The organism is Chelativorans sp. Marseille-P2723, assembly GCF_902809845.1.
Lineage (GTDB): Bacteria > Pseudomonadota > Alphaproteobacteria > Rhizobiales > Rhizobiaceae > Chelativorans.
In genome coordinates, this window is sequence record NZ_CADDWI010000008.1 from 151,226 (window position 1) to 177,492 (window position 26,267).

The 26,267-nt window shown below is 58.0% G+C and carries 40 protein-coding genes; 36 read left to right on the forward strand and 4 right to left on the reverse strand.

Annotation, left to right across the window (positions count from 1 at the left end; translation table 11 throughout):
* Positions 1-194 precede the first annotated feature (194 nt).
* Complete coding sequence (locus HUS57_RS02500) at positions 195-509, forward strand: helix-turn-helix domain-containing protein (protein WP_173931361.1); 315 nt, start codon at positions 195-197, stop codon at positions 507-509.
* Positions 510-639: 130 nt separating this feature from the next.
* Here the strand turns inward: HUS57_RS02500 and HUS57_RS02505 are convergent, their stop codons facing one another.
* Entirely contained in the window at positions 640-1,284 is a 645-nt protein-coding gene (locus HUS57_RS02505) for a LexA family transcriptional regulator (protein WP_173931362.1), read from the reverse strand.
* 94 nt (positions 1,285-1,378) lie between these two features.
* Between HUS57_RS02505 and HUS57_RS02510 the strand changes: the two genes are divergently transcribed.
* Genes HUS57_RS02510 through HUS57_RS02520 form a run of 3 tightly spaced genes read left to right on the forward strand, consistent with a single transcriptional unit; the run spans position 1,379 to position 2,339 of the window.
* Complete coding sequence (locus HUS57_RS02510; protein WP_173931363.1) at positions 1,379-1,603, forward strand: helix-turn-helix transcriptional regulator; 225 nt, start codon at positions 1,379-1,381, stop codon at positions 1,601-1,603.
* Complete coding sequence (locus HUS57_RS02515) at positions 1,600-2,079, forward strand: hypothetical protein (protein WP_173931364.1); 480 nt, start codon at positions 1,600-1,602, stop codon at positions 2,077-2,079. Before HUS57_RS02510 ends, HUS57_RS02515 begins: the two co-directional genes overlap by 4 nt.
* Entirely contained in the window at positions 2,076-2,339 is a 264-nt protein-coding gene (locus tag HUS57_RS02520) for a hypothetical protein (protein ID WP_173931365.1), read from the forward strand. Before HUS57_RS02515 ends, HUS57_RS02520 begins: the two co-directional genes overlap by 4 nt.
* A 271-nt stretch (positions 2,340-2,610) precedes the next feature.
* Here the strand turns inward: HUS57_RS02520 and HUS57_RS02525 are convergent, their stop codons facing one another.
* The gene (locus HUS57_RS02525; RefSeq protein WP_173931366.1) at positions 2,611-2,907 is read right to left on the reverse strand and encodes a hypothetical protein; all 297 of its coding nucleotides are present in this window, start codon (positions 2,905-2,907) and stop codon (positions 2,611-2,613) included.
* Between the two features lie 28 nt (positions 2,908-2,935).
* Between HUS57_RS02525 and HUS57_RS02530 the strand changes: the two genes are divergently transcribed.
* The 27 genes from HUS57_RS02530 to HUS57_RS02660 all read left to right on the forward strand — a co-directional run bounded on the left by HUS57_RS02530 (position 2,936) and on the right by HUS57_RS02660 (position 20,164).
* Positions 2,936-3,322 (forward strand): hypothetical protein, encoded by a 387-nt coding sequence (locus tag HUS57_RS02530; RefSeq protein WP_173931367.1) that lies wholly within the window; start codon positions 2,936-2,938, stop codon positions 3,320-3,322.
* Between the two features lie 87 nt (positions 3,323-3,409).
* The gene (locus HUS57_RS02535) at positions 3,410-4,801 is read left to right on the forward strand and encodes a helicase (protein WP_173931368.1); all 1,392 of its coding nucleotides are present in this window, start codon (positions 3,410-3,412) and stop codon (positions 4,799-4,801) included.
* Positions 4,798-5,766, forward strand: a complete 969-nt coding sequence (locus HUS57_RS02540) for a DNA methyltransferase (RefSeq protein ID WP_246727712.1) — start codon at positions 4,798-4,800, stop codon at positions 5,764-5,766. The genes HUS57_RS02535 and HUS57_RS02540 overlap by 4 nt, the downstream gene beginning before the upstream one ends.
* Complete coding sequence (locus HUS57_RS02545) at positions 5,763-6,128, forward strand: VRR-NUC domain-containing protein (RefSeq protein ID WP_173931369.1); 366 nt, start codon at positions 5,763-5,765, stop codon at positions 6,126-6,128. Before HUS57_RS02540 ends, HUS57_RS02545 begins: the two co-directional genes overlap by 4 nt.
* Complete coding sequence (gene dcm, locus HUS57_RS02550) at positions 6,125-6,994, forward strand: DNA (cytosine-5-)-methyltransferase (RefSeq protein ID WP_173931370.1); 870 nt, start codon at positions 6,125-6,127, stop codon at positions 6,992-6,994. Before HUS57_RS02545 ends, dcm begins: the two co-directional genes overlap by 4 nt.
* Positions 6,991-7,182, forward strand: a complete 192-nt coding sequence (locus tag HUS57_RS02555; RefSeq protein ID WP_173931371.1) for a hypothetical protein — start codon at positions 6,991-6,993, stop codon at positions 7,180-7,182. The genes dcm and HUS57_RS02555 overlap by 4 nt, the downstream gene beginning before the upstream one ends.
* A complete protein-coding gene (locus tag HUS57_RS02560; RefSeq protein ID WP_173931372.1) occupies positions 7,179-7,493 on the forward strand; it encodes a hypothetical protein in 315 nt (104 codons plus the stop codon). Before HUS57_RS02555 ends, HUS57_RS02560 begins: the two co-directional genes overlap by 4 nt.
* The gene (locus tag HUS57_RS02565) at positions 7,490-7,879 is read left to right on the forward strand and encodes a hypothetical protein (protein WP_173931373.1); all 390 of its coding nucleotides are present in this window, start codon (positions 7,490-7,492) and stop codon (positions 7,877-7,879) included. Before HUS57_RS02560 ends, HUS57_RS02565 begins: the two co-directional genes overlap by 4 nt.
* Positions 7,879-8,388: a helix-turn-helix domain-containing protein gene (locus HUS57_RS02570; RefSeq protein ID WP_173931374.1), complete on the forward strand. Its 510-nt coding sequence runs from the start codon at positions 7,879-7,881 to the stop codon at positions 8,386-8,388. The genes HUS57_RS02565 and HUS57_RS02570 overlap by 1 nt, the downstream gene beginning before the upstream one ends.
* A 26-nt stretch (positions 8,389-8,414) precedes the next feature.
* Positions 8,415-8,669, forward strand: a complete 255-nt coding sequence (locus HUS57_RS02575) for a hypothetical protein (protein WP_173931375.1) — start codon at positions 8,415-8,417, stop codon at positions 8,667-8,669.
* Entirely contained in the window at positions 8,669-9,313 is a 645-nt protein-coding gene (locus HUS57_RS02580; RefSeq protein WP_173931376.1) for a hypothetical protein, read from the forward strand. Before HUS57_RS02575 ends, HUS57_RS02580 begins: the two co-directional genes overlap by 1 nt.
* A 659-nt stretch (positions 9,314-9,972) precedes the next feature.
* Positions 9,973-10,257 carry an HNH endonuclease signature motif containing protein gene (locus tag HUS57_RS02585; protein WP_210256047.1) on the forward strand — a complete coding sequence of 95 codons (285 nt, stop codon included), beginning with the start codon at positions 9,973-9,975 and terminating at the stop codon, positions 10,255-10,257.
* Between the two features lie 107 nt (positions 10,258-10,364).
* On the forward strand, positions 10,365-10,781 hold the full coding sequence (locus HUS57_RS02590) for a hypothetical protein (RefSeq protein WP_173931377.1): 417 nt from the start codon (positions 10,365-10,367) through the stop codon (positions 10,779-10,781).
* Between the two features lie 119 nt (positions 10,782-10,900).
* Positions 10,901-11,497 carry a hypothetical protein gene (locus HUS57_RS02595; protein WP_173931378.1) on the forward strand — a complete coding sequence of 199 codons (597 nt, stop codon included), beginning with the start codon at positions 10,901-10,903 and terminating at the stop codon, positions 11,495-11,497.
* On the forward strand, positions 11,445-13,025 hold the full coding sequence (locus tag HUS57_RS02600; RefSeq protein ID WP_173931379.1) for a terminase TerL endonuclease subunit: 1,581 nt from the start codon (positions 11,445-11,447) through the stop codon (positions 13,023-13,025). The genes HUS57_RS02595 and HUS57_RS02600 overlap by 53 nt, the downstream gene beginning before the upstream one ends.
* 35 nt (positions 13,026-13,060) lie before the next feature.
* Positions 13,061-13,696: an HK97 family phage prohead protease gene (locus HUS57_RS02605; RefSeq protein WP_173931380.1), complete on the forward strand. Its 636-nt coding sequence runs from the start codon at positions 13,061-13,063 to the stop codon at positions 13,694-13,696.
* A 4-nt stretch (positions 13,697-13,700) separates the two neighbouring features.
* Positions 13,701-15,083, forward strand: a complete 1,383-nt coding sequence (locus HUS57_RS02610) for a phage major capsid protein (RefSeq protein WP_173931381.1) — start codon at positions 13,701-13,703, stop codon at positions 15,081-15,083.
* Between the two features lie 66 nt (positions 15,084-15,149).
* Positions 15,150-15,410, forward strand: coding sequence for a hypothetical protein (locus HUS57_RS02615; protein ID WP_173931382.1), 261 nt, complete (start codon positions 15,150-15,152; stop codon positions 15,408-15,410).
* A 2-nt stretch (positions 15,411-15,412) separates the two neighbouring features.
* On the forward strand, positions 15,413-16,765 hold the full coding sequence (locus HUS57_RS02620; protein ID WP_173931383.1) for a phage portal protein: 1,353 nt from the start codon (positions 15,413-15,415) through the stop codon (positions 16,763-16,765).
* Complete coding sequence (locus tag HUS57_RS02625; RefSeq protein WP_173931384.1) at positions 16,762-17,529, forward strand: hypothetical protein; 768 nt, start codon at positions 16,762-16,764, stop codon at positions 17,527-17,529. Before HUS57_RS02620 ends, HUS57_RS02625 begins: the two co-directional genes overlap by 4 nt.
* A complete protein-coding gene (locus tag HUS57_RS02630; RefSeq protein ID WP_173931385.1) occupies positions 17,526-17,840 on the forward strand; it encodes a phage gp6-like head-tail connector protein in 315 nt (104 codons plus the stop codon). Before HUS57_RS02625 ends, HUS57_RS02630 begins: the two co-directional genes overlap by 4 nt.
* Positions 17,837-18,190 (forward strand): head-tail adaptor protein, encoded by a 354-nt coding sequence (locus tag HUS57_RS02635; protein ID WP_173931386.1) that lies wholly within the window; start codon positions 17,837-17,839, stop codon positions 18,188-18,190. The genes HUS57_RS02630 and HUS57_RS02635 overlap by 4 nt, the downstream gene beginning before the upstream one ends.
* Positions 18,190-18,750 carry an HK97-gp10 family putative phage morphogenesis protein gene (locus HUS57_RS02640; RefSeq protein ID WP_173931387.1) on the forward strand — a complete coding sequence of 187 codons (561 nt, stop codon included), beginning with the start codon at positions 18,190-18,192 and terminating at the stop codon, positions 18,748-18,750. The genes HUS57_RS02635 and HUS57_RS02640 overlap by 1 nt, the downstream gene beginning before the upstream one ends.
* Positions 18,751-18,765: 15 nt before the next feature.
* Complete coding sequence (locus HUS57_RS02645) at positions 18,766-18,945, forward strand: hypothetical protein (protein ID WP_173931388.1); 180 nt, start codon at positions 18,766-18,768, stop codon at positions 18,943-18,945.
* Between the two features lies 1 nt (position 18,946).
* Positions 18,947-19,315: a DUF3168 domain-containing protein gene (locus tag HUS57_RS02650; RefSeq protein WP_173931389.1), complete on the forward strand. Its 369-nt coding sequence runs from the start codon at positions 18,947-18,949 to the stop codon at positions 19,313-19,315.
* Between the two features lie 64 nt (positions 19,316-19,379).
* A complete protein-coding gene (locus HUS57_RS02655; protein WP_173931390.1) occupies positions 19,380-19,814 on the forward strand; it encodes a phage tail tube protein in 435 nt (144 codons plus the stop codon).
* Positions 19,814-20,164 (forward strand): GTA-gp10 family protein, encoded by a 351-nt coding sequence (locus HUS57_RS02660; RefSeq protein WP_173931391.1) that lies wholly within the window; start codon positions 19,814-19,816, stop codon positions 20,162-20,164. The genes HUS57_RS02655 and HUS57_RS02660 overlap by 1 nt, the downstream gene beginning before the upstream one ends.
* A 302-nt stretch (positions 20,165-20,466) precedes the next feature.
* On the opposite strand, the gene HUS57_RS02665 is transcribed toward HUS57_RS02660, so the two are convergent.
* On the reverse strand, positions 20,467-20,940 hold the full coding sequence (locus HUS57_RS02665; RefSeq protein ID WP_173931392.1) for a thermonuclease family protein: 474 nt from the start codon (positions 20,938-20,940) through the stop codon (positions 20,467-20,469).
* Positions 20,933-21,220 carry a hypothetical protein gene (locus HUS57_RS02670; RefSeq protein ID WP_173931393.1) on the reverse strand — a complete coding sequence of 96 codons (288 nt, stop codon included), beginning with the start codon at positions 21,218-21,220 and terminating at the stop codon, positions 20,933-20,935. The genes HUS57_RS02665 and HUS57_RS02670 overlap by 8 nt, the downstream gene beginning before the upstream one ends.
* Before the next feature lie 13 nt (positions 21,221-21,233).
* On the opposite strand from HUS57_RS02670, the gene HUS57_RS02675 reads away from it, so the two are divergent.
* From HUS57_RS02675 to HUS57_RS02695, 5 genes are read left to right on the forward strand one after another with little or no spacing between them, the layout of a single operon-like run.
* Positions 21,234-23,387, forward strand: a complete 2,154-nt coding sequence (locus tag HUS57_RS02675; protein WP_173931394.1) for a phage tail tape measure protein — start codon at positions 21,234-21,236, stop codon at positions 23,385-23,387.
* Complete coding sequence (locus HUS57_RS02680) at positions 23,388-24,200, forward strand: hypothetical protein (protein ID WP_173931395.1); 813 nt, start codon at positions 23,388-23,390, stop codon at positions 24,198-24,200.
* Positions 24,197-25,675: a LamG-like jellyroll fold domain-containing protein gene (locus tag HUS57_RS02685; protein ID WP_173931396.1), complete on the forward strand. Its 1,479-nt coding sequence runs from the start codon at positions 24,197-24,199 to the stop codon at positions 25,673-25,675. Before HUS57_RS02680 ends, HUS57_RS02685 begins: the two co-directional genes overlap by 4 nt.
* On the forward strand, positions 25,672-25,956 hold the full coding sequence (locus HUS57_RS02690) for a hypothetical protein (protein WP_173931397.1): 285 nt from the start codon (positions 25,672-25,674) through the stop codon (positions 25,954-25,956). Before HUS57_RS02685 ends, HUS57_RS02690 begins: the two co-directional genes overlap by 4 nt.
* Positions 25,953-26,261: a hypothetical protein gene (locus HUS57_RS02695; RefSeq protein ID WP_173931398.1), complete on the forward strand. Its 309-nt coding sequence runs from the start codon at positions 25,953-25,955 to the stop codon at positions 26,259-26,261. The genes HUS57_RS02690 and HUS57_RS02695 overlap by 4 nt, the downstream gene beginning before the upstream one ends.
* Positions 26,262-26,267 lie beyond the last annotated feature (6 nt).

The following is a 26,267-nucleotide window of genomic DNA, read 5'->3' on the forward strand; positions in this document are numbered from 1 at the left end:
AGCGGGGTGCTCAGGGCTTTCGAGCAAGCCCACTAAGGCGACGCTGGCGACGATGAGGACTGCTACAGCTTTCTCGATCATGGGTTTCTCCCGCGTTGCCGGCAGATCGGCGGTTGCTTCTTCGTGCCGGACCAATACCAACTTTATACCAGAATGGAATTGTCAGCGCAATACCAATCTGGCATAATTTTGGTATGGTTGATAGCAACGAGCAAAACGGCAGCACTGCTGCAGAATTTCTTCAGCGTCGCGATATGTGGATTCGCTGGGTAGTGGAGAGCGACATGGGACTGCTGGCGAAGGTCGTCGGTGTCCACCTGGCAATGCGCATGAATGTGCGAAATCAATCGGCGTGGCCGAACATCAGAACCATTGCAAAAATGCTTAACCGGTCATCGCGCCAAGTCACGCGAGCCATTTCCGAGCTGGAGAATGAGAGGGCGCTTTATGTCGCCAGAGTCGAGGGAAAGGGGAATATCTACTATCTGCGTCTACCAACAGACCCCTGACAAATATGTCGGTACTACCCCTGTCAAATATGTCTGCCGTAATAACGTAAAGCTGAATTACGGAAAGGTTGTTATCTCTAGATATAGGGCTCTAGAGAGGGAGTATTATATCTACTAGAGGATTTGGGGCCTAAAACGATACCGGCTCAAACTTGCCAGTGACGATGCCCTTGACCGAAATTTCGGTGTCCTCCCCCCCGCTCAGAACGATTGGTTTGTGTGCGCTGTTAGTGCTTCTTGGCACCAAAAGCGTTTTTCCTCCCGAAAACTGCACCTCTTTCAAGGTTGTTTCGACCAGTTGCATGCCGGCCATTTGCCGCTCGACATGGATGATCATGCCACTCTTTAGCGCCAGACCACTTCCCGCAAAATCGACGCAGGTGACATAGCACCCGTCTGGAAATCGCAAGTTCATCGAGTCCCCGGAGACAAGCAGCGCATACTGCTTTGCGTGGGGGAACCGCGGATCTCGTGCAACATGAATAACTTCTCTTTCTTCTTCTGCGTCCAGGATGGAAATGTCTCTCCAGTCTCCTGCCCTTACAATTCCCATTATTGGCAGCCCTATGACCTCTAATTGTTCTGTTTTTTTCTCGAATATGAGCATTTCAGGAGTCACTCCAAGGTGCGGCGCAATACGCTCCGCCCACTCTTTCGTGAGTTTGCGTTCACCTGCTTCGAGGCGACGGATTTGCGGCTGAGATGTTCCTACCAGCTCGGCAAGTGCCGACTGGGACAGGCCCTTTTTAATTCTAAGGTTGCGAAGAATGCTCATTCCTAAGCCATAATACCGCCCGCTAAACCGCGCAAAGTCCATTGTGGTATATTTGGTCTTGAATGATGCATACCAATGTGGTATGGACATCGTCATGAGACTGAAAGTGTACCTCGAAGAACACGGAATTAGCGGCGCGGCATTTGCCAGGATGATCGGCACCCACCAGGTGAACGTTCATCGCTACATGCATGGCCAGCGCTTCCCGTCGCCGCAGATCATCGCGAAGATCGATAGAGCCACGAAGGGCAAGGTGACTGTTCGTGACTGGTACGAGCAGGCCCAGGAAGGTCTCTGCAAGAAGGAGAGCGCTGCATGAGCATCCACTCCTTCCCCCGCTGCTCCGGCTACCTCAAGGCCATGAATGTCCGCCTCGAAGATCCGGAAATGACGGATTATTGGTGCGCGGTCATGGTCGCAGACGCGTTCACTGACGAGGACTTGGCGGCGGTCGGCACAATCAACTTTGAAACCATGAACGGCGATCAGCTTCTGACAGAGTTTGAGAAGCTGCTGGCGTCGAAGCGCGCCGCGATTCCGAGCCTCTCGCATGCCGACATGGAGAGCTTGAAGGCATTCTTCGGCTCTCGCGGGGTCAAGGCGTCGGCACTCAAGAGCGCGGAAGATTTCTGGCATTGCGCAAGCATCCTCTGGCCTGACGTGGTGAAGAAAAACGAGCGCGGCCCGCTTGTCGATCTCCTGAGCCGTATTCGGGACATGTCGAAGAAGCATCGGCAGATCGCCTCCCAAAACATCAGCAAAATTCCCACCAAGTGGAGGGCCCGCGCATCATGACCAAGATCAACGATGGTGGACCGGCGTTTCCGGCTCTGGATTTTAATCGTCAACCAGACCCCAACGCATCGGCATTATTTCCCGGGATGAGCTTGCGCGACTGGTTCGCAGGGCAGGCGTTGGCGGGCATTATTTGCAAGTCCCCGTTTGTTCGAGTTGAGAGTTTTCATGAAGCATTTCAGGCCTCTGCGATGGGCGCATACGAATACGCCGACGCCATGCTTGCCGAACGCTCCAAATCCCAGGGGCAAGAACCATGACGGCCACCATCATTCCATTCCACCCCGATCCGCACTCCTCAGGCGCTACGGCGGCTAGCGCAGCATACCAAGGGGGTCAGCGGGCAGCGCAAAAAGCGGACGAGCTATCTGGTGGGTCGCTCGCCGTTGATCGGGGCCGCGTAGATGCGGACACTTCACGGACGTTCAATGACCCCCATGCCGCCACGAATTCTCATTGCCGCGACTACTCCTCCCGCGCGGCAAGCGCCGGGGAGGGCATGCCTCCTCCCGCGCCTTCCCCGGCCACCCCTTATTCGCCCTGGTCTGTCTCGAAAGCACAATGGTGGCAGACCAGATGAACGCGTCTGTTGTCATTATCGGCCTCCCGGGCGGCGGGCCTAGCGGAGGGAAGCCGGTGCGGCGGGACATTGTGCCCGGCTTCCCTCCCTTCCGCGCCCGAGGACAGCGCGTCTGTGATCTCTTCGGAGCCATTATTCAGGCGCTCCGAAGCCTTCCTTTTCAGCCTTGCGTCCATGACTGCAATCAAGCGGCGCGCGGCCTCACCCAACGTCTCCACCTCCCTGCTTCTGTCGCCTCTCGTGTTCATGGAGAGAGGCTAACCGAAGGGGGATGCAATGTCCGACAAAGGTTTTGAAGGATCTGACAAAATGGGTGTTGAGTATGTCAGTGAAGTAAAGGGTATGGCGGACTTCATTGTCCGTCAGGCTCATCGTGGCCCCGGTGACACGGTGGACGCAGCCATGCACCGGGCAGAGCGGATGTTTGGCGCCCCTGCAGCATGGCTGCACAGGCTCCGGTATCGCGAAGTGAAAGACCTCCCAACATCGGCGTTCTTCGCGATTGTTCAAGCTTACAGGGCGGCGTGTGAGGCAAGCGAAAAAGCCTACGCGGTGGAAAGGGATTTGGCCGATGCGCGCAACTCGAAGGTTCTTTGGCTGGCTGATCTTGTGGCTGGACCGCAAGTGGGGCAGCCGGAAAGGCAGAGTCGTGAAGGAGGGTAGGCGCCATTTCCTCCGCGTCACTCTGGCGGTGCTTGTTTTCTACGCTGCCATCGCTGCCGTGCTCGTCTGGACGATGGGGGTGCTGTGATGGACGCCTATGCATCCTTTCTAGAGCGCAAGCGCATGGTCGATCCTATGACAGGGCTCGATAACGTTCCCGATCTGCCTAATTTCCTTTTTCCGCACCAGCGCGACATTGTTGCTTGGGCATTGCGCAGGGGCAGGGCGGCAATCTTTGCTGGCACTGGCCTTGGCAAGACGGCAATGGAGCTCGTTTGGGGGGATGAGGTTGCGAAGCATACCGGCAAGCCCGTCCTGATCTTTGCCCCACTAGCAGTCTCACAGCAGCATATCCGAGAGGCTGACAAATTTGGACTTTCGGCTCGCATCGTCAAGGATCAGGGCGAATGCGCCGATGGTGTGAATGTCACCAACTATCAGAAGATAGAGCATTTCGACCTGACTGCTTTCGGCGGCATCGTGCTGGATGAAAGCAGCATTCTCAAAAGCACGAACGGCCATTACCGGACGCGGCTGATCGAGGAATGCCGCAATGTCCCGTTCCGGCTCGCAGCTACCGCCACACCCGCGCCGAACGACTTCATGGAGCTTGGCAACCATGCCGAGTTCCTGGGCGTCATGTCCTACACCGACATGCTTGCAACTTTCTTCGTCCATGACGGCGGAGAAACGCAGAAATGGCGACTGAAGGGACATGCGGAAAACGAGTTCTGGAAGTGGATGGCGTCATGGTCTGTCATGCTTCGCCAACCTTCCGATCTTGGCTACCCGAATGATGGATATGACCTGCCGCCTCTCAAGCAGACGCAGCATCATGTTGCTGCGGATTATGCGCCGTCGCTGGATACCGGGCTACTATTCCCGGTCGAGGCGCATACGCTACAGGAGCGCATCGCCGCGCGGCGGGACACGGTTGAAGAGCGTGTCGCGCTTGCCGCATCCATTACGCCAGAAGATCGCCCATTCGTCTGGTGGTGCAATCTCAATGCCGAGGCGGATGCGCTTACAAAGGCCGTCCCAGGGTCCGTCAATCTTCATGGTGGTCTAAAGGACATCGAGAAAGAGCGCATCCTTGTCGATTTCTCGGAAGGTCGCATCCGCGTTCTTGTCACCAAGCCATCGCTCGCCGGTTTCGGGATGAACTGGCAGCATTGTGCTGACACCGGCTTTGTTGGCCTGAATGACAGCTTCGAGCAGGTGTTTCAGGCCATTCGACGCTTCTGGCGGTTTGGACAAACCAAGCCCGTCAATGTCCATTTCATCGCGGCGGAGACGGAGGGCGCTGTGGTCGCCAACCTCCGGCGCAAGGAGGCCGATGCCGAGCGCATGGCAGCGGCCATGGTCAAGCATATGGCTGATCTTTCGTCGGTCGAGGTCAGGGGAATGGCCCGCACGGTAGCCGACTACAACCCGAAACAGCCTGTCATCATTCCAGAGTTTTTGCGGAGGGCTGCATGAACCAGCATGAAAGCATCATGGCGGTCGATCAGGTCGTGACGCCAGATTATGCGATCTATCAAGGCGATTGCTGTGAGCTTATTCGCGCTATTCCCGGCGACAGCATTCACTTCGGCATTCATAGCCCGCCTTTCGAGGGGCTTTACAAATTCAGCAACTTCGACCGCGACATTTCGAACAATGAGGGTGACAGCTTTTGGCAGCATTATGCCTTCCTCATTCAAGAGCTTCTTCGCGTCACCATGCCGGGGCGGCTCCATGCGGTTCACGTGATGCAGCTTCCCGCGTCAAAAATCCGACATGGCTTCATCGGCATGCGGGATTTCCGGGGCGAGGTCATTCGCGCTTATGAGGATGCAGGCTGGATATTCCATAGCGAAGTCTGCATCTGGAAAGATCCAGTCGTCGCGCAGCAGCGCACCAAATCCATCCGCCTACTGCACAAGCAGATCGTCAAAGACAGCACTATCAGCGGTCAGGGACTTGCCGATTACATCGTCACATTCCGTAAGCCGGGAGAAAACCCCGAGCCTGTTGCGGGCTGTTTCAGTCGTTATGTCGGATCAGGGCCGGAACCGGATCGCTCGAAATACACCACGCCGACCGATGGTCGGAATTGGTATTCAATTGAGGTTTGGCAGCGGTATGCCTCGCCTGTCTGGATGGACATCAACCAGACGAGAACGCTCCAATATCGCAATGCTCGGGACGAGAAGGACGAAGTTCATATCTCGCCTCTGCAACTCGACGTAATTGAGCGCTGCATCGACCTTTGGAGCAATCCCGGTGAAACCGTACTAACGCCATTCCTTGGTATTGGCAGCGAGGTTTATGGCGCGGTTGCCGCTGGTCGTAAGGGCATCGGCTTTGAGCTTAAGCCATCTTATTTCGTGCAGGCCGTCAAGAATATCGCAGAGCTTCACCGGGCGCGGACGGAGGATCTATTCGCGGAGGCAGTTGCATGACCATTGCTCCCAAGCCCTCTGAATTCCAGATCCATGCAGCCATCGTGGAGTACCTGCGCAGGGCGCTTCCTGATGGATATCGGGTGGAATGCAACCTTAATAACCCGCGCAGCAAGGCGGATGGTGCTCGTCTTAAGGCGATGGGCCTTACCGCTGGCCGTCCTGACATAGAGATCATCGGTCCCGGGGGCTCTGTCGCTGTTATCGAGATCAAGGCTCCGAAGGGGCGTCTTTCACCTACCCAGAAAGCCTATCAGGAATGGTGCGATGACTGGCATGTGCCTCACTGTGTCGCCCGCTCCATAGGCGATGTCCAAGCCTTCCTCATTGATCTGAATGTGCCGGTGAGGTGTACGGCATGAGAAAGCTGCGCGTCCTCGATTTGTTCAGCGGTATCGGTGGCTTCTCGCTTGGCCTTGAGCGCACTGGTGGCTTCGAGACAGTAGCCTTCTGCGAGATCGATCCGTTCTGCCGCCGTGTGCTGGCGAAGCATTGGCCGGAGGTTCCCTGTTACCATGACGTTCGAGAGCTCACAGCCGACACTCTTCGCAGAGACGGAATTGCCGCCGATATCATCACTGGCGGGTTCCCGTGCCAAGATATCAGCACCGCCGGGAAGCAGGCCGGCTTGGGCGAGGGCACTAGGTCAGGGCTCTGGTCAGAAATCGTCCGACTTGCTTGCGAAATTCGACCGAAATTCCTCATCGTGGAGAACGTTGCAAACCTGCTTAGTGGCCCATCTCACAAGCCAGGCGGGTGGTTTGGCCGAGTTCTCGGAGACTTGGCCGAATGCGGGTACGATGCGGAATGGGAGAATATACCAGCGGCTGCCTTGGGCGCTCCGCACGTTAGAGAGCGCGTCTGGATTATTGCCTACCCCTCGGAAGAACGACAGTCAAAAGAGAGGCAACTTCGATATACATCAGTTGCGGAATGGCTTTCCTGCTGCGGTGAAGCGGTTATTTCTTCCCACGCTGGGCAAGAACGAGCCGAAGGGCGCAAGCCGCAACAGGTATCGGGGTTCTCCGCATTTTCGTGGTGCCAAAATGTCCGAAGGGCTGAGGATCTGCGAGGACGATCCGATATACCTCCACCCCTCTTTCGCGGAAGCCGTGATGGGATTCCCAATTGGGTGGACCGAATTGGGTCCTGCGGAAACGCAGTAATCCCACAAATTCCAGAGCTGATCGGCTACGCCATACTCGAAAGCATGGCGCGGCCGGCATGACCTTCACTCATTCCGAAATGGCTCTTGAGCTGCAGAAGCTCGTCTGGAGCAAGACCACTTGGCTTTCTGATCACGGCTCCAAGCGCCCCTATCATGAAGTTGAAACCCGCAAGCGTGAATTGGCTGTGCTTGAGCAGGCTGCCGCCATGTTTGAGCGCGCTGCTAAGAAACAGGAGGAAGCGGCATGAAATACGCCTCACAAATCAAGGGCCTCGTCCTTGATGCAATCAGAAGCCTCTACCCTTTTCTGGTGTGCGCAGTCTCAGCCCAAATGATCTCAATTACATGGAGCGAGGTGGGAAGCACGTCGGCGCGGTTGGCATTCACCGTTGTCGGCATGCTCGGCTTCGTGTGGGCCCTCGATCTAGCAGAGACCAAAGGGTACTCCCGCGGCACCGCCAAATACGCATCGCTGTTCCTCGATTTCATTACGTCAGCGAATGACAAGGAAATCATCATTACGCACCGCACAGAAGACCGGCAGGGGGCGTCAGAATGAGAAGGCAGCTAGACGCAGACCTTGAGGGCTTCGATACCTTCTGGAAGCTCTGGAGAGGCCATTGCCGCAAGACGGACGGAAGGGGAAAGGCCCGCCCCGCCTATCAGCAGATGCTGCAGCTAGGGGCAGACCCGCAGGACATCATAGACGGCGCCCGCTGGTATCTCCGTAATATGAGCGATCGGGACGCGCCATACATTCCACTAGCCTCGACATGGCTGCGGTCAGAGCGGTGGGCAGATGATTGCGAGCTGGAGCGCGCCTACCAGGCCCGCCTGCAAGAGCGCCAATCCCAATCCAACGTCGTCTCCATGTCTGCCTCGCGCCCAACCAAGAAGACGCGCTTCCTCGAATATTGGGAGCGAATGAAAGCGGAGAATGCGTAATGTACAACAGCTCTGAAACCTACCGCGTCGGCTTCAACCCTGACTTTCTTGCCAGAGTCCGCAAGAAAAAGCGGGCGGAGGCTAAGAAGGCGGCCAAGGAAGAGATGCGCCGGCAGATCGAGGCAAGAGCTAAGCAATATGCAGAGCGCGCCAAGCAGATGGAAAAGAGTCTGGACACCCTCAAGGCCCAGCGCGCGGCGGAGATACGTTTCTCGAAGATGATGGCGGAAATATCCAGCCGCTCAGAAAAGCGCCGATCCGCACCCATCCGCGTCATTGATATCATTGCGATAGTCGCTGCCAAGCATGGCCTGACCATCGGTGACATCAAGGGACCATTGCGGCAGAGGAACATCGTGCTTGCGCGCCATGAGGCGATAGCACTGGCTCGCAAGGAGCGGCCTGATCTTTCCCTGACTCAGCTCGGCCGGCAGTTTGATCGGGATCACACATCTATCCTGCATGCGCTCAGAAGGATGGGCATGCCCACGGCATCGCGTCAGGAATAATCACCATCACAGCGGCGGGGACTATAATGGGACAGCTTACACAGATCATCAATGACGTGGCGGACTGGGCCGACGAGCGCCATGTCGATTACGCCATCTTCCGCGATGGTGGGGATTGGACACTGCAGCTCAATTTCTCGGACGCGAAGGGCAAATTCATCCAATTCTTCCCACTTCCAGATCGCGAAAGTGGCCGCCTCCATAAGCAGCTCGACAATCTCTGCATCGAGGCCCGCAAGAGACGCATGCAGCGTGTGGCTTACGGAAAGGCGGGGGTGTGATGGCGAAAGCATCGAAGCGAAAGCGCAAGGGAGGCCGCCCGTTAAAGCAGGGCGTCCCCCGCGTGCCGGGAAGCGGGCGCATATCAAGATCGGCAGAGGCGCAGATCATCCTCTCTCGTGAGAAGGCCATGGAATATCGCCTGATGATGGAAGCAGCCACATGGAAGCGCCGCCAGATCGATCCGTCATTGACGGTGGAGAAGGCCAGACAGCAGGAGCATGGATCGGTGATTCATCGATGGGAAGCGCAGCACAGCAGCTTTCGCAAGAGGCATGGCGAGGATAAGCCGGATCCGATGTGCTTCACTCAGCATGATCGGCAGATATGCGAGAACATTCAAGAGGCCTATGAACGCTATCGCGCCGCTATCGCCTCCCGCAACATACGCTCATCGAGCGATTTCAGCGGCCCCGGCGGCTTTGATGGCCGCGACCCCTTCGATGAGGATCGCGAAAAGCGCGAAGCAAGGGCAATTCAGCGCTGGAAGGAGATACGCAGGGCAATACTGGATAGCGGCCCGCTCGGCATGATGGCTGTCGAGGCGATAGTGTTTGAGAATAAGCCCGCCGATAAGCTTATCGGAGACTTGCGCCTTGCCATCAATGCCGTGGATAGGCTGGGCCGGCACTCAAAGGCTGCTTGACTTTGTCGGCAAAATGGATCAAGGATGAAACTCATAATGGGCGCTTTGTAGGTAGAGTGCCTTTTTTGATCCGCAGCTGCGAGGCGGATGCGGGAAGGATAGTAGCCCCTAGCGGGCGAAAGGCAGAGGCTAGCGAACCTGCCGCCCCTTAAGTCTGCCGCCTCGCATTCCATCCGCGCCGTGGCTCAGGGTATGGCAAGGTGCCCTCACGGATAGACGTCAGGTCTGCTTGCCTTGCCCGCGCAGATGCGGAGTCGTCACCGCGTAAGAGTGACGCCGGAAGCTGGCAACCGGCCAAATAATTTCACAGTCAGTCCGGCACCACGCAACATTCTTGGCAGCACCTATCCCACAGGCGTAGGCTGCTCGGGCTACCAGATCAGGACGGCGGCGCTGAAAGCAGAAGCGCGGCGAATGGAACAGGTCCCGCTGGTCGGATCAGTGGAGCCGGGGTGAGGACCGGTAGCAAGGCTTATGGCTTTGGCTATTCGAGAAGGGCCGCCCCAGCAGCCGGAGTAGCGCCCGGCCCGTCCTGAGCCAGTCTTCCCCGGCCAGTCCGCCGTCCTCTCATCGCTCCGGCTGCCCGCCCAGCGAGGGGAGTATACTACGCTCCAAGTAGTGGCGCTAGTAGACCGAATTGTCGATGGCGCGAGGCTGCATTGATCAAAACACGCGTGACACAGCGCATACGCGGACGCAAGGGTCAGGAGCTGCGCAGACGCCGCTTACTCCGCACCAACTACCTCTGCGAGATGTGTCAGGCCAAGGGCATCACAAGGCTAGCCGACGAGGTAGATCACATCATCCCGCTAGATCATGGCGGTGAGGATGTGGACGAGAACACACGCAATCTCTGTCGAGATCATCACCTGGACGTCACTGCCGAGCAGTTCGGGCATCGCAAGCGCGTTACCATCGGCGTGGACGGCTGGCCCGTTGAGTAGGGGGGGGTGCCTGAAAGTTCAGAAGCACTCACCTCGGACACCAGCGCGGGCCCGCAAAAATCATAAACCGTAACAGAAAAGGTTTTCCGTTCAGGAAATTTGAAACCATGGCAAAGCGTGGCAGGAAGTCTGCGGCATCACTTGAGATCGTATCTTCCCCCGCCGCAGTTGAAGCAGTCGAGCGCCCCGACGCTCCCTACGACCTGACGGATGAGCAGGCGGCGGAATGGTGGGCTGTAGTTGATCGCCTCCCGGCAGATTGGTTCCCACGTGAGACACACGCTCTGCTAGCTGAATATTGTCGGCATGTCGTGAAATCGCGCCGCATTGCGCAGCTGATTGCCGATGCGGAGAGCGCTGAGGAAATCGACATCGATACGCTCGACAAGCTCTACAAGATGGCCGAGCGGGAGAGCCGGGCGATTTCTTCGCTGGCGACGCGGATGCGCATCAGTCAGCAGGCGACTTCCACGCATCGCGCAGATAAGGGAAAACGGGGCGTTAGAAAGCCCTGGGAGGCTTGATTTTACTTCCTGTGCAAGAGGCGATTTGCTATAATTTCCAATAATTTAAGGAGGATATTATGCAAAGAGCCCGGTCTGCAATCGGTCGCGATGTGGTATCCCGTCAGGGATCATTTTTGATGAAGAATGAGACGGCGCAAGAGGCGCTAGCGGGTGCGGGCTTTGGGCGCGGGCGGGAAGTTTTCGGGTTCAATCAGGGGACATTCTCGCTGATCGATTTGATCGATGCGGTTATCGATTACACCGGGCAAGCGGATTGCGTTATCGCGACATGGACAGCCGCAAAGGCGGAAATGAAGCACGTCCATAGCTGGCTTGAGAAAGATCGTCTTTCCAGTGCCCGATGGATGGTTGATCGCAGCTTTCTGAACCGCCAGCCGGAGCTGTGCGCTCATCTCCGCCGCGTCTTTGGGGATGAGAATATCAGGGTTTCGCGGTGTCACGCGAAATTCGTCCTTCTCGGCAATGAAGACTGGTCGGTGACGCTTCTCACTTCGATGAACCTGAACAGGAACGCGCGGATCGAAAATTATCTCGTGAGCGATTGCCCTGTGCTCTTTCGAGAGTACCACGCGCTGATTGATCGCGTGTACGAGGGGCAAGAAGATGCGGCGGGGTTCGGCGATTATTCCGCAGTGTCCAAGGTAATGGATGCGGTTTCATATGGCGGGACACGAAAGCAGAAAAAGAAAACGCTCGTCGCCCGCCCGTGGTGAAACCCGCGCCGAACGGAACATTCGCTGGATAGAGACTTATTGTCGCGTTCCAAAGGACGAGGGAGTTGGGGAGCCGGTCAGGCTCAGGGATTGGCAAAAGGACGAGCTGAAGCGGATTTACGACAATCCGGCGGGGACACGCCGCGCGATCCTCTCATTCGGGCGGAAGAATGGGAAAACGGCCTTAAGCGCATTCATCGTGCTTCTGCACCTATGCGGACCGGAAGCAAGGCCCAACTCGAATATCTACAGTGCTGCGCAGGCCCGACATCAGGCCGCGATCCTTTTCGACTATGCTGCCAAATCTGTGCGGTTCTCGCCCGATCTCGCTGCGGTCCTGACCATTCGTGACACGGCCAAACAGATTGCCTGCCAGGAGCTTGGGACTATTTACGGCGCATTATCCGCCGAGGCCGCCACGGCATACGGGCTTTCGCCATCGTTGATTATTCACGACGAGCTTGGGCAGGTGCGTGGTCCGCGCTCGGAGCTCTATGAGGCATTGGAAACATCGACTGGTGCTCAGCGCAACCCGTTGTCAATCATCATCTCGACACAGGCGCCGAACCCGAATGATCTGCTTTCGGTGCTGATAGATGACGCTCAGACAGGCGCTGACCCCCGCGTTGTGCTGAGCCTCTATACCGCACCCGATGATGCCGACCCGTTCGACGCCGAAACGATTAAACTGGCAAATCCAGCATTTGGAGACTTCCAGAACGCTGCCGAAACCCTGGCGATGGCGGAAGACGCGCGCCGCATGCCAAGCCGTGAACCGGAATATCGCAACCTCATTCTCAATCAGCGCGTTGAGATGTTCGCGCCGTTTGTGTCCCGCTCGGTATGGGCAGGATGCGGCGATCCAACAGTGAAGGATTTCGGCGGTCTTCCGTTGTTTGGCGGGCTCGATCTTTCCAGCGTCAATGACTTGACGGCAAAGGTCTATCTCGCTCCTGTCGATGGGATTTGGCACGTGAAGCCTACATTTTGGCTTCCGGGTGAGGGCCTGAAAGAGAAATCCCGTAATGATCGCGTGCCCTATGATGTGTGGGCAGAGCAGGGTCATCTTCGCACCACTCCGGGGCGGACGATTGATTACGAGTTTGTTGCTGCCACGCTCTACGCGGATTGCGAACAGGGCGACATACGCAAAATCGCCTTTGACCGCTGGAACTGGCGGCATCTTAAGCCGTGGCTTCTGAAGGCCGGTTTCTCTGAAGAGCAGGTTGAGGGTGATGACGCCATTTTTGAGCCGTTTGGGCAGGGCTACCAGTCCATGTCGCCGGCCTTGCGGGATCTGGAAAGCGATCTTCTTGAGGGTCGCATTGCTCACGGCAATCACCCGGTTTTGACGATGTGTGCTGCCAACGCGGTGGTTACGAGCGATCCAGCCGGAAATCGCAAATTGGATAAGGCGAAAGCTTCGGGCCGGATCGACGGCATGGTGGCACTAGCGATGGCTAGATCGGTTGCCGGAACGTTCTCAGCCAAGCCCGAACCGCAGTTCCAGATGTACGTCTTCGGCTGATCAAACCTAACATTTTCAACGATTGGAGGTCCGTCATGATCATGGCGAACCGCGCCTATTCCGTGCTCGAAGTAAAAAGCGTGGCAGAGGACAAGCGCATTATCCGCGGCGTCGCGACTACGCCGACGACTGACAGGGTTGGGGATATTGTTGAACCGCTGGGCGTGTCCTTTAAGAACCCCATGCCCCTACTCTGGCAGCACAAACACGATAAGCCTGTTGGAACCGTGAAGTTCAACAATCCAACGGAAGACGGCATCACGTTCGAGGCTGAGATTCCTCAGATTGTCGAGGCGGGAACACTGCGGGATCGGATCGAGGAAGCATGGCAATCGGTCAAGGCGGGCCTTGTCTCTGCCGTCTCCATCGGCTTCCGGCCCATCGAATACGCCTTCACGGACGAAGGCATTCGTTTCATCAAATCAGAAGTGTTTGAGCTTTCGCTCGTCACCATTCCGGCCAATGCCGACGCGGTGATTACTTCCAAAAACTTTGATGCTGAGATGGCGTCGATCATCAAACAGCATGACATCGGCATTCCCGCCGATCCTGAAATTCAGAGTCAGCCTGAACCCGCCGCGTCTGGCAAAGCGGTTCGCGTTGTTCGTCTGGATGCTCCGGCCCGCGATCGGGCAAAACCCTTTGTAATCCGCTCGATCAAGAGGACTTAGATCAATGAGTAAGTATGCAGAACAGATCGCTGCATTCGAGCAGAAGCGTGCTTCTCTCGTCGCGGCGAATGAAGAAATCATGGCGAAGGCTGCGGCTGAGGGTGCGACGCTTGACGCTGAGCAGCAGGAATCGTTCGATGGCAATCAGGATGACATCAAGGCTATTGATGATCACCTGAAGCGTCTTCGCGCCATGGAAAAAGCGGCTGGCGAAGCAGCGAAGCCGATTGAAGGTACTTCGGAGCAGAGGGGCCGCGAGAGCCGTGTTCCGGCACAGATCAAAGCAGCTAAGCCTGCTCCTGGCATTCGCTTTGCCCGTTATGCTCGCTGCTTGGGTCTTGCGCGTAAGCAGGGTCGCGATCTGATGAGCGTGGCTGAAGAGCAATATGGTACGCGCGACCCCGACTTGATCGGCATTGTTAAGGCGGCTGTCACGGCAGTGAACACGAACACCGACTCCGCGCTTATCGGGAATGAGGGCGGCTTCGGAGATTTCGTGGAATTTCTGCGCCCCATGACGATTGTGGGCCGCTTCGGCGCTGGCGGCATTCCCGGCTTGCGCCGAGTGCCGTTCCGCGTTCCGCTGATCACCCAGACTGGCGGTGCGACTGGTTACTGGGTGGGTGAGGGTGCGGCCAAGCCGCTTACCAAGCCCGCGTGGGGCCGTACGGAACTTTCGCCGCTCAAGGCTGCGAACATCGCAGTTGCGACGATGGAGGCTTTGCGGGATAGCTCGCCTTCCGCCGAAACGCTCCTGCGTGATGATCTTGCAGCAGCAATTGCGGCGGCGATCGATACAGCGTTCATCGATCCGGCGAATGCTGGCACAGCGGGCGTAAAGCCAGCCGCAATCACAAATGGCATCACGGCGATCCCGTCAACCGGCAATGACGCAGCGGCGATCCGAGAGGATGTCCGTGCGGCAATGGGTGCGTTCATCGCTGCCAGCAACCCGCTTTCGTCCGGTGTATGGATCATGTCGGCAAGCACTGCGCTTGCTCTGTCCATGATGCGCACTGCTTTGGACCAGCCAGAGTTCTCCGGCATCACCATGAACGGCGGCACGTTCTTCGGACTGCCTGTCGTCGTGTCTGAGTACATCGACGGCTATGTGGTTCTGGCGAACGCTTCCGACATCTGGTTTGCAGATGATGGTGGCGTGGCGGTGGACATGTCCACTGAGGCGTCTCTGGAAATGGCGGACAATCCTTCGGGATCGTCCGTCACGCCAACCGCCGCGGAACTGGTCTCGATGTTCCAGACTAACAGCGTGGCCTTCCGTGCCGAGCGCACCGTCAACTGGGCGCGCCGTCGCGCAACCGGCGTAGCGGTGATCTCCGGTGTCGAATGGGGCACGCCTGCCGAAGAAGAAGGCGGCGACGGCTAACACTGCCTGATCAACATGATCGGTCGCGGGAAACTGCGGCCGGTCTCCCTCCATATGGAGAAGTCCATGAAAAAGACGCTAGTTGCCAACCAGCCGATGACCTATGCCACGCGCCGTCTGAAAGCTGAGGACGAATTTACCGCTTCCCGCCGTGACGCCGATTTGCTGGTCCGTATCGGCCGCGCCCGCTATGCCGTAGCGAAACCGAGTGATGAGGACGATCTGGCGGAATTGCGCCGGCAGTATGAAGATGTCGTCGGAAAGCGCGCCTATCATGGATGGGATGCGGCCGAACTCAAGCGCCGTATGGCTGAAGCCGGCGAATAATCATGCGCGTGTTCGGCCTCCCAATTCCGTTTACTGGCAAGCGTCAGAAAGCCTTGTCGCCTGTTGGCGGCAGGGGCTGGCTGCCTGTCGTGCGGGAATCCTTTTCCGGCGCCTGGCAGCGGAATGTGGAGATCCGAAAGGAAGCGGTGCTGTCGCATCATGCCGTCTTTGCCTGCCAGACGCTGATTGCCTCGGACATCGCTAAGCTGCGCCTTAGGCTCGTGCAGCGCGATGATAATGGCATCTGGACCGAAGTGCCGAACCGGAATTTTCGCATCATCTCCAAGCCGAACAGCTACCAGACTCGGCTTCAGTTTTATGAAAGCTGGGTGTTATCCAAGCTTCAGTCCGGCAATGCCTATATCCTGAAAGAGCGCGGCCCGCGTGGGATTGTCGGCCTGCATGTCCTTGACCCTGGTAGGGTTACACCACTGGTGTCAGATAGCGGCGAGGTCTTTTACGAACTGAGCGCGGACCAGCTTGCGGGCGTAGGGGATAGCTTGGTTGTCCCGGCACGCGACATCATCCATGACCGCTTCAACTGCCTGTTTCATCCGCTCGTCGGCCTGTCTCCTATTTTCGCATCCGGCCTTGCCGCGATGCAGGGGCTTGCGATTCAGAATGACAGCACATTGTTCTTCCAGAACGGGGCTCAGCCGGGCGGCATCCTGACCGCGCCGGGCGCGATCTCGGATGAGACGGCCGCACGCCTCAAGGAATATTGGGACACGAATTTCTCAGGCGCGAACGCTGGCAAGGTGGCGGTAGTAGGCGACGGCCTCAAATATGAGGCGATGCGCGCCAAGGCGGTCGATAGCCAGGTGATCGAGCAGCTGCGCTGGTCTGCCGAGGTGGTGTGCGGCGTCTACCACGTCCCAGCCTTTATGATTGGGGTTGGGCAGGAGCCCAATTACAACAACGTCCAGAACCTCACGCTGCGCTATTATTCGCAATGCCTCCAGAGGCTGATCGAAGACATTGAAGCCCTGCTTGATGACGGCCTTGGCCTGAATGGTGACGCGGGCACCGGACAAAGCCTTGGCACAGAGTTCGATCTGGATGACCTGTTGCGCATGGATACGGTGACGCAGTTTGATGTCGTCCAGAAGGCAAAGGGCACGGCAACGCTCAATGAGGCGCGCCGCAGGGTCAATCTAGGCCCGGTCGATGGTGGTGATACGATCTATCTCCAGCAGCAGGATCACAGCCTCGCAGCCATTGCAGCGCGTGATGAGCAATTGATTGATCTGGTCAATAATCCCCCGGCTCCTGCTGAGGCACCCCCGGCAAACGATAATCTTGCCGATCAGGCCAACGCTGCCCTTGTCGAAATCTACAAAGGACTGCGCGGATGACATTCGATGGCAAGGCGTTCGGCGCTCAAATCGTTGATGCCGTCAAAGCGCATGTTTCTGATGTGCTGGCGCCTGTCCTCAGGCGGCTGGATGCCATAGAGGCACGCCAGCCTGAGAAGGGGGATAAAGGCGATCCCGGCGAGCGTGGCCTCGATGGTGCCCCCGGCAAAGATGCGCTGCCACCATCGAGGGAGCAGATCGTTGAAGCGATCTTGTCTGTGCCCGATGTGCTGGACGAGGCAGTGCAGAGGTACCTTGCCGATAATCCGCCGCCTGCCGGGAAAGACGGCCGGGATGGAGTTGACGGCGCTCCGGGCGAGAAAGGTATGGACGGGGCGAACGGCAAGGATGGCCGCGACGGCGTAGGCCTTGCTGGCGCTCTTATCGATCGACACGGCAATCTTGCCCTTACCTTGACCGATGGCAGCACCCGCGACCTAGGCCCTGTTGTCGGCAAAGATGGCGAACCGGGCCGGGACGGCGTTGATGGCGTCGGCTTTGACGACATGACCTGCGATGTCCGCGACGATGGCGTCTATCTTGTTTGGGAAAAGGGCGAAACCGTCAAGGAAGCCCGCCTGCCGATCCCGATGGATATGGGTGTCTACAGGTCCGATGCGACCTACAAGACCGGCCATTGCGTCACCTGGGGCGGCAGTGTCTGGATCGCCCGGAAGGACAATCCGCAAGGCAAGCCCGATGCGCCTGATAGCGAATGGCGGCTTGCGGTAAAGCGTGGCCGCGATGCAAGGATTCCACAATGAACCCGCTTGTCACGCTTGAACAGGTGGACCTTGCGCTGAAGCTCGATCTTGTCGAAGACGACGAGCGCACGCCAGACATCGAATGGAAGATGCGGCAGGCGACGGAGATCGTGATCGACTACCTCAAGAGGCCCGATCATGAGTGGACGGTCGAGGACGTGCCGGGGCAGGTATCGGCGGCGATCATTCTTGCAATTCGCGCCTTACTTGATGGGGAGGAGGCTGAACTTCTGTCGGGCCTCGCCAACAGCGACACATCCTCTCCGGTTGTTGCGCTTCTTATGCGCTTGCGTGATCCGGCAGTGGCATGAAAAAGCCTTTCGCACCGAAGCTGGACACGCGCTTTACCTTCGAGCGCGACATGGCCGAGCCGGATTGGAGCGGGCATCCCGGCGAGCCAGATTGGCGGCCGCTATTCACGGTGTGGGGCAACATTGCATTCATGCGTGGTGGCGAGGCTGTGATCGCAGCACGTCTCACTGCACGACAGCCAGCAATCCTGACCATCCGCAACAGCGCGGCGGCACGCGGGATCAAACCGAGCGATCGGGCCGTTAATGCCCGCACCGGCGAGATCTTCAACATCCGGGAACAGCCGCGTGTGTCGAAGGATAGTCGCGGCTTTTTGGAGATTCTGGTCGAGGCGGGGGCTAGTGAGTGATGGCTAGAGGTCCTGTCTCTGTCCGCGTGGAAGGACTGAAGGAGCTTGATCAGGCCCTTGGCGAGCTATCCAAGGCCACGGCGCGCAACACGCTCCGCAGGGCGCTGGTGAATGCCGCAGAGCCAATGCGGGCGGCAGCGGAAAGAAATGCGCCGGCCGATACCGGAGCGCTCCAGCGCAGCATCCAGATTGGCACGAAGATAGCGAAGAACAAGAGCAAGGATCCGGGCAGTCGGGCCTATGCGGCGACTATGAGAGCGGGCGGCACGCGAGGCGAGGCAGTGCAGGCTTTGCGGGACGCGCGCCGGGCTGCTGGCGTTGGTGAATCCTTTGCGGAGGCTTTTCTTGGCCCTGTCAGAAGCGGCAAACGAGCGGCCATCAAGGCAATTGTGCAGGAATTCGGCAGCCATAAGCAGGCCGCGCAACCCTATATGCGCCCGGCATTCGACGCGGAAGCGCAGAACGTCATCAATGGCATCCGCAAGGAGCTTGTCGCCGAAATCGACAAGTCAGTTCGCAGGGCTCGCGCTCGGGCGGCAAGGAAGGCGGCGAAGGGCTGAGTGATGAAACTGAAGGTGAAGATACTCAAAACCGCAGCCGTTACGGGCCGCTCTGTGGTTCTCTGTGATGAGGGTGGCAGGATGCTCCCCGGACAGCAGCGGACGGTGCTCAATTGCCCTCATGACGACATTCCCCGTCTCACAGTCGAGTTCGTAGTGGACGGTGACAGCGTTCAGCTCGTGGGGAGCGATTGACTTGGAGCCGGAACTGACCGCTCTGCTCTCGCCCGTTGCACCGCGCCTGTATTGGGGCCGCGCACCGCAGGATGCACCTGCGCGCCCTTATGTCGTGCTGTCCCGCGTGTCAGGCATTCGTGAATATCACATGCGAGGTCCTGACGGGTTGGTCACTTCCCGCGTGCAGATCGATGTCTATGCCAATACCTATATTTCGGCGCATGGCACTGGCAACGCAATAATCGACGCTCTGTCCGGTCATCATGGCGGGATATTCCAGGCCATCTTTATCGATAGCCAGCGCGATTTGACGGGCATCGATGGTAGCGATCCGAGCGAACTATTCCGCCTATCCATTGACGTGATGGTGCATCACAAGTCCGCGTAAGCCCTCTCAACAATCCGACTTCAACCCGCCGCCCTAGCGCGGCTTTCGCGCATGGAGAAACGTCATGACTGACGCAATGATTGGCTATAATTCTAAGTATGAAATTTCCAACGGCGATGGTCCAGAAACCTTCTACGAACTGGAGGAAGTGTTCCTTATTGAGCCCGGTGAAGAGACGACAGACTGGATTCAGGCAACCCATTACCAGTCACCCGGACGTCGTCATGAATACCTCGCCGGGATTACAGACGTGGGTGAAGGAACGATACAGTTCAATTTCATCCCAGGGAGTCCGACACATCAGTTCATGCGAGATTTGCGTAACAGCGGCGAGAAGCGCACCCACCGCATAACGCATCCGAATGGAGTCACCGTCTCTTACGAAGCCATCGTTGGCTCAGTGTCAAGGGCGATGCCTCTGGACGACAGGATGACGGCTACAGCCACCATCAGGGTCTCTGGCGATGAGACCTGGGAGAACGAGCCGGAGATTGAGTAATGGCAAACCCTCATCGTGGCTCGGTCGCTCTCCAGGTGGGGGGGCGGGCATACACGCTGTCGTTCTCGGTCAACGCGCTCTGCGAACTAGAGGACGCCTTGGGCCAGCCTGTGGCGCAGATTGCCAATGCTCTCAATGATCCTGATACGGCGCGCCTTTCGACCGTCCGCGCTCTGGTGTGGGCAGGACTTCGCGATCATCATGACGAAGTGGGAGTGAAGGAGGCAGGTGACATCATCACTGATGCCGGCATCCCTGCCTGTATGGAAGCGATCGGCAAGGCCTTCAAGGCGGCATTCCCTGAACAGGAGGCCAAGGAAAACGCCCGCCCTCGGAAGGCGAAGGCTTAAAACCGCTCGATCTACTGAAATCATGGGTCGAGGCAGGACAAGAGCCTTCGCTATTCTGGCGGCTCACATACAAAGAAATCAGCGTTATCCTGTCAGGCGCAGCGGCGCGATTGAGGCGTGAGCACAACGAGCGAATGTCGCTAGCCTGGCATACAGCGGCACTTTACAGGGCGAAGAAAATGCCGAAGCTCAAGGACATGATGCACAGTGAGAAGCCGCGCGCGCTGAATATGACGCCTGAGCAGTCAGTGGCCGTCACCCGGTCTTGGCTGGCGAGCGCAAGGCGTAGGAAGGGATAGCGATCAACGCCGTCTCCATTCCCACGGCGGGATAAATGATCCCGCCCACATGCCACGCCGATTGCGCTCCGCGTCGGATTGGTCCTGCGCGTAAGCGCCCTTGCTGTATCTGGGCCAGTCAAGGGCGTGCCCGTTCCGAACGAGCCATGCCTGAACATCCTTACCATCGGCGCGAAAGCACCGCCCGACAAAACGCCGGTACCGGTCGCGTTCGATGAATTCGCAACGCGTTGGACTGGACGCTGACAGAAAGTCAGCCAAGGCGTTCGCTGCGATGGTGCCACAACGGTAATCTTTGCCGCGGGCGTCTTGGCATCTCTGCCGTCCTTCCGGCGCATCTATCCCATTGAGGCGGATGCGCTCACCATGGATTTCGATGGTGTCACCGTCGATCACAGAGGCGCGTCCGATAAGAGGTTCGGAGGCGAGTGCTGGGGATGCCAGGAATATCAGCACAATGACGAGAACCTTATTCATCGATCACGGCCTCTGAGTTGTGTCGGAACGTTACGACCTCAACAGCCATTTCGCAGAATAGGGCGGTTCCGTCAGAGGTTGACGCAAGCACCTGAAGCAGCGTCGGTTCCCCCGCCCGTTCTTTCAGCTTCACCGATTCAATTGCGTCCGGCATCGGCGCGTCACCGCCAGCATCTATCTGCGCAAGATCGCAGGCCATCCATAAGTCGTCCAGTTTAACAACCTGCGCGTGAGCGTTTGCGGTTAACGCGAGAAACGCGGCGGCTAGTAGCATTCTCATCAGGATATCCCCCATGGCTAGTGCTGTTATCGGCGCACTCCGCGTCACGCTCGGTCTTGATAGCGCCGCTTTCGAAGAAGGCATGAAAAACCTTCGCGGCTCGCTGAGCAAGGCCGGCAAGCAAATGCAGAACGTCGGGCGGCAAATGTCAACCTACGTGACAGCACCACTAGCAGGTTTTGGTGCCCTCACACTCAAAGTGGCCGGCGATTTCGAAAAGGCAATGAACCAGGTCGCCGCCGTCTCTGGCGCGACCGGCGATCAATTCCAGGCCCTTCGCGAACAGGCAAAGGAGCTTGGCGCGACGACGCAATTCTCGTCTTCTGAAGCTGCCGACGCTATGGGCTTCCTCGCCATGGCCGGTATGAAAACAAATGAAATCCTCGGCGCAATGCCGGATACGCTGAAGCTTGCCGCTGCAGCAAATCTCGACATGGCATCTGCTGCCGATATCGTCACAAACATCCTCGCTGGTTACAACAAGGACGTCTCGGAACTCGGCCATGCGACTGACGTACTGGTCAAGGCATTCACTTCGGCCAATACTGATCTGCGCCAGTTGGGCGAGGCCATGAAATATGCTGGCCCGGTTGCGAGCGCGGCAGGTGTGGATTTCGAAGAAGCTGCCGCTGCCCTCGCCATGATGGGTAACGCAGGTATCCAAGCGAGCATGGCTGGTACGTCGCTCCGCGGTGCCGTGTCGCGCATTCTTAACCCCACCAAGGCCATGCGCACAGCTATGGATGAAGCGGGGCTGGCGTTTACCGATGCGTCCGGCAAGCTCCTACCACTGGCGGATATTATCCAACAGCTAGAGCCGCATGCCGACAATGCCGGCTTGTTCATGGAGCTGTTTGGTCAACGCGCCGGCCCGGCGATGGCGGCTCTTGTGTCGCAAGGGGCTGATGCAGTTCGCGAGCTTACACACGAATTGGAAAACAGCGCGGGAACTGCCACAGAGATCGCAGCCGTCCAGATGGAAGGATTTAACGGCGCGATGCGGGAATTGACTTCCGCATTTGAGGGGCTTCAACTCGCCATAGCGGATGCTGGCCTGATTGAGTGGGCGACGGAAGCAGTGAAGGCGGTCACCGCTTGGGTTCAGGAGGTATCTAAGAGCAGCCCTGAACTGCTTAAATGGGGCACGATCATCGCGGGTGTTGCGGCGGCTCTCGGTCCTGTCGTGCTCGCCCTCGGCCTTCTCGCCACCGGCTTGGCTGCGATAAGCGCTCCGGTGTTGGCTGTAACCGCCGGAATCGCGGCACTCACCGCTGGCGTGGTCGCCTTCTGGCCGGAGATCGATGCTGCCGGTAAGGCCGTAAATGCCTTCCTCACATCGATAAATGAGGGGTTACGCGCTGCAATCGACGGTGCCGTGCAAAAGTTCTTCGAGCTTGATGCAAAGCTCCGTGAGTTTTCGGATCAGATCGTTGCCATCTTCCAGGCAATTCCCGGGCAGATGTACCAGATCGGCGTCGATATCATGCAGGGCCTTTGGGATGGCCTGAAAAGCATGGCCACTTCTGTGATCGATGGAGCCAAAAGCATTGGCTCTGGGGTCATCGACGGCGTGAAGGGCATCTTTCGGACCCATTCCCCCTCTCGTGTCATGCACGAGATTGGTGTCAACGTCATGCAGGGCCTTGCCAACGGGATGCAGAGCATGGCCGGCTCTGTCACTGGTGGCGCAGGGACTATCGCCAATGATCTGCAGAGCGCGTTCCAAGGCATCGGCTCGTCTATTGCCGATGCGCTTAAAGGCACGAAGGAATGGCGCGATGTTCTGAGAGACATGCTGTCTCAGATTGCGCGGCTGGCTCTTTCTGGCCTTGGTCAAATGGGCGGCTTCGGCGGGTTCCTGTCTTCAATCTTCGGCAGCCTCATGGGCTTCGCGAATGGCGGCTCCTTTACGGTTGGCGGGGCGGGCGGCGTTGATAGCCAGCTTATCGCCTTCCGGGCCACCCCCGGCGAGATGGTTGATATCCGCAAGCCCGGGCAGGACAGGGGCGGCGGCAGTATCATCATCAACGCGCCGATCAATGCCCCTGGCGCTGATCCCGCCCAGTTGAAGCGTGTCGAGGAAAGCGTGAAGGAACTCGGCCGCAACATCCCGAAGATGGTCGATCAGCGCGTGAATACAAAGCAGCTTAGGGGCACGAGGGCATAAATGGCGCACCGCTTAATCTCGCCGCCAAATGGCTTGCCTATAACCGCCATCGAGCCTTTGTCAGGACCTCGCACGATCCATGCAGGAGCCAGCCAGAGCATCGGCAATTTCGTCCAGACCTTCGGTTCGCCCTTCGGCCTGTGGCGCTTTCGCTTCTCGTTCGCTCCGATGCGAGGGAAGATGTTCCGGCGCTATCGCGGATGGGTGACAGCATTGCATGGCGGCGCGAATGCCACGCGCTGGCATTTCTTCGACCCCGATGCAATCACCTTTCAGGAGGCCGGTGTCGATGCCTCGAACTTCGAAATAGCTACCGGCGAGCCATGGTCCAATGACCAGCCATGGTCAAACATGGAGAACTGGCAATCATCCCGGCCACGCGTCCCGGCTGACGCGGCAGAGATGGGAGCGACTCTTATCCAGCTTGCTGACGTGTTTTGGGGGCATCGCCTTGAGGGTGGGGACTATATCGGCTTCGCGTCCGATCACTTCGGCCTCTACATCGTCACTGAGGTAATTGAGCAGGGCTGGTATCGGATCTGGCCGCCGCTCAGGAAAGCGGTGGAGCTGGGTGACGAAGCCACGCTTAATCCAACGCTCGCCATGCGTCTTGAGGGTGAGGATGCGGCGGTAGCCAATCGCGGCCTTGAGGTAGCGGACAATCTCTCCGTGACCCTGGTGGAAGTGCTCGATTCCGATGTTCGGCAGTATTTCAGCGAGACACCGCCCCCGTTGCCCGCCCCGCCATGGATACTCGCTGACGATGCCTGGAATGATTTCGGCGTCTGGGACGATCAGGAAGTCTACCCATGACTATTGCTAGCGGTGAAGCCAAGGCGGAAGTTGCCGCGAGGATTTCAGACCTTCTGGACGAGTGGGGCGGCATTCATGGCGGGGGAGAACCTGCAACCTGGGGCGATGTCCGTTCGCAGCTTAATGCGGCCCTTGTTTTTAATAGCATCGAAGATATTGGGGCAGCGGAAAGCGGGTTGCGGGCGCGCGAGAGGATCAATGCACTTATCGTGGCGACTCCGGCGCAACGGAGGCTCCTGCTCGACTTTGCGGATGATTATGGCTTGGTGATTGGCCCCGATGGTCGATCCGGTGCTGTGGGCGAAATCGTCACCTCGCAACGCGCCTCCGGTGCCACCTATTTCGACGCCGATGGCCTGATGCAGGTGGCGGGGAATAACGTCCTTCGGCTGGATCATGATCCTGTGACGGGGGAGGCGCTAGGCGCGCTGATTGAAGAACAGCGGACGAACTTTCTGCTGCATTCGGAAGCGTTCGAGAACACTGCGTGGCGCAAGGTGGGTGTTACGTTTTCCGCAAGCGGTGTGCCAGCTCCTGATGGCTCCAATGCTATGAAAATGCATGAACGCACCGGCACAGGCCTCTCACGGTTGGATCAGGGCGGTACTGTCACCGAGGGCGTGACCTATACGGTAAGCGGCTTTGTCCGTGCCGGCGAGAGAAATCACATTGAATTGCGTACGGGGTCTTGGTCATCTTCCGGGCGCATCCTGGTCGATCTCACCAGCGGGGTGGTCACTCCGATATCTTCGCCCGAAGCCTATTCGATTATACCGGTCTACGGCGGTTGGTATCGCATCTCCTTAACGGCCACGGCGGCAAGCTCTGGGAGCGTGACTCAGCTATGGGTCGCACACATTACCGACGAGCACGGCAATACCACCTATTCTGGTGACGGCACATCCGGTCTTTATGTGTGGGGTGCGCAGGTAGAGCAAGGCGCTTACCCCACCTCCTACATCCCTACCCAAGGATCGCAGGTGACGAGGGCGGCAGATCAAGTGAGATTGGCGACGAGCGCCTTTCCGTTCAACTCAAGCGAGGTAACGATCTTTGCTGAGTTCGCCACCAACAGGCCACCGGAGGCTTACGCGACTTCAAACGATAGAGCCGGTGTTTGGGGGCTTTTAGGTTCTGATAACACCATCGAACTGCGTTATCAGACCCAATTGCAGCTTGAGGGAAGAAGGGACGGCGGCTCGTTCGTTAACCGAAATCTTGGGGCTCAGCCTCCTGCCGGGACTTTTGAGAAGGTCGCGGTCGCTCTCGCCAACGACCAGTCGCGTGTTTGCCGGAATGGCGTCTTGATGCCACCGGCTGACAATCCTGTGAACCTTGCCGACATCCACACGCTTTTCGTTGGAAATACCGCGATAGCCAGTGGAGGCGCGCGCGTCCTCAAAGGCCCCCTAAAGCGCCTTGCCTGCTATCCGCGCGCTATGTCCGATGCTGAATTGCAGGCTCTAATGTCATGATCCACGCCATCATAACCTTGGCCGTGCAGTTCGCGGTCGGTCTTCTCGCCGGCAATTGGCTCCTGGGTGGAATCGCTGCTGCCGCCTTCTTTGTGGGCCGTGAGATCACGCAGGCTGAATATCGCTGGATTGAAGCATTCGGAGACGGCAAGCGCGAGAACATGCCATGGTGGGGCGGCTTCGATCCTGCCGTCTGGAACCTCAAGAGCATCGCCGATGCGGCATTGCCAGTGATCGCGGTAGTCATCCTCTTTGCCGTCGTTTCGGAGATCCAGCGATGATCGACATCTATTTGCGCGCCGGAAATGCCGGGGCTCTTGTCTCCGCTTGCCCATTCCTGCGCGGCGAGGATGAGCGCGGCAAGCGGTTCTGGATCACCGCCGGGGATGGGTTCGTACTCGATGTGATCGGCCCCGTTGTCATCACTCCCGGCGAGCATGATGACGAGGGCGACGAGATCACGCCTCCGGTGATCGATGGCCGTTTCCACGTCAATTTGCGGTGCACCCCGGCTGTAGCAGCGCAGGTGCCGGATCATTTTAAGGTGGAGCCTACCACGCCATATCGGCGCTGGTTGATGGCGTAACAGCAC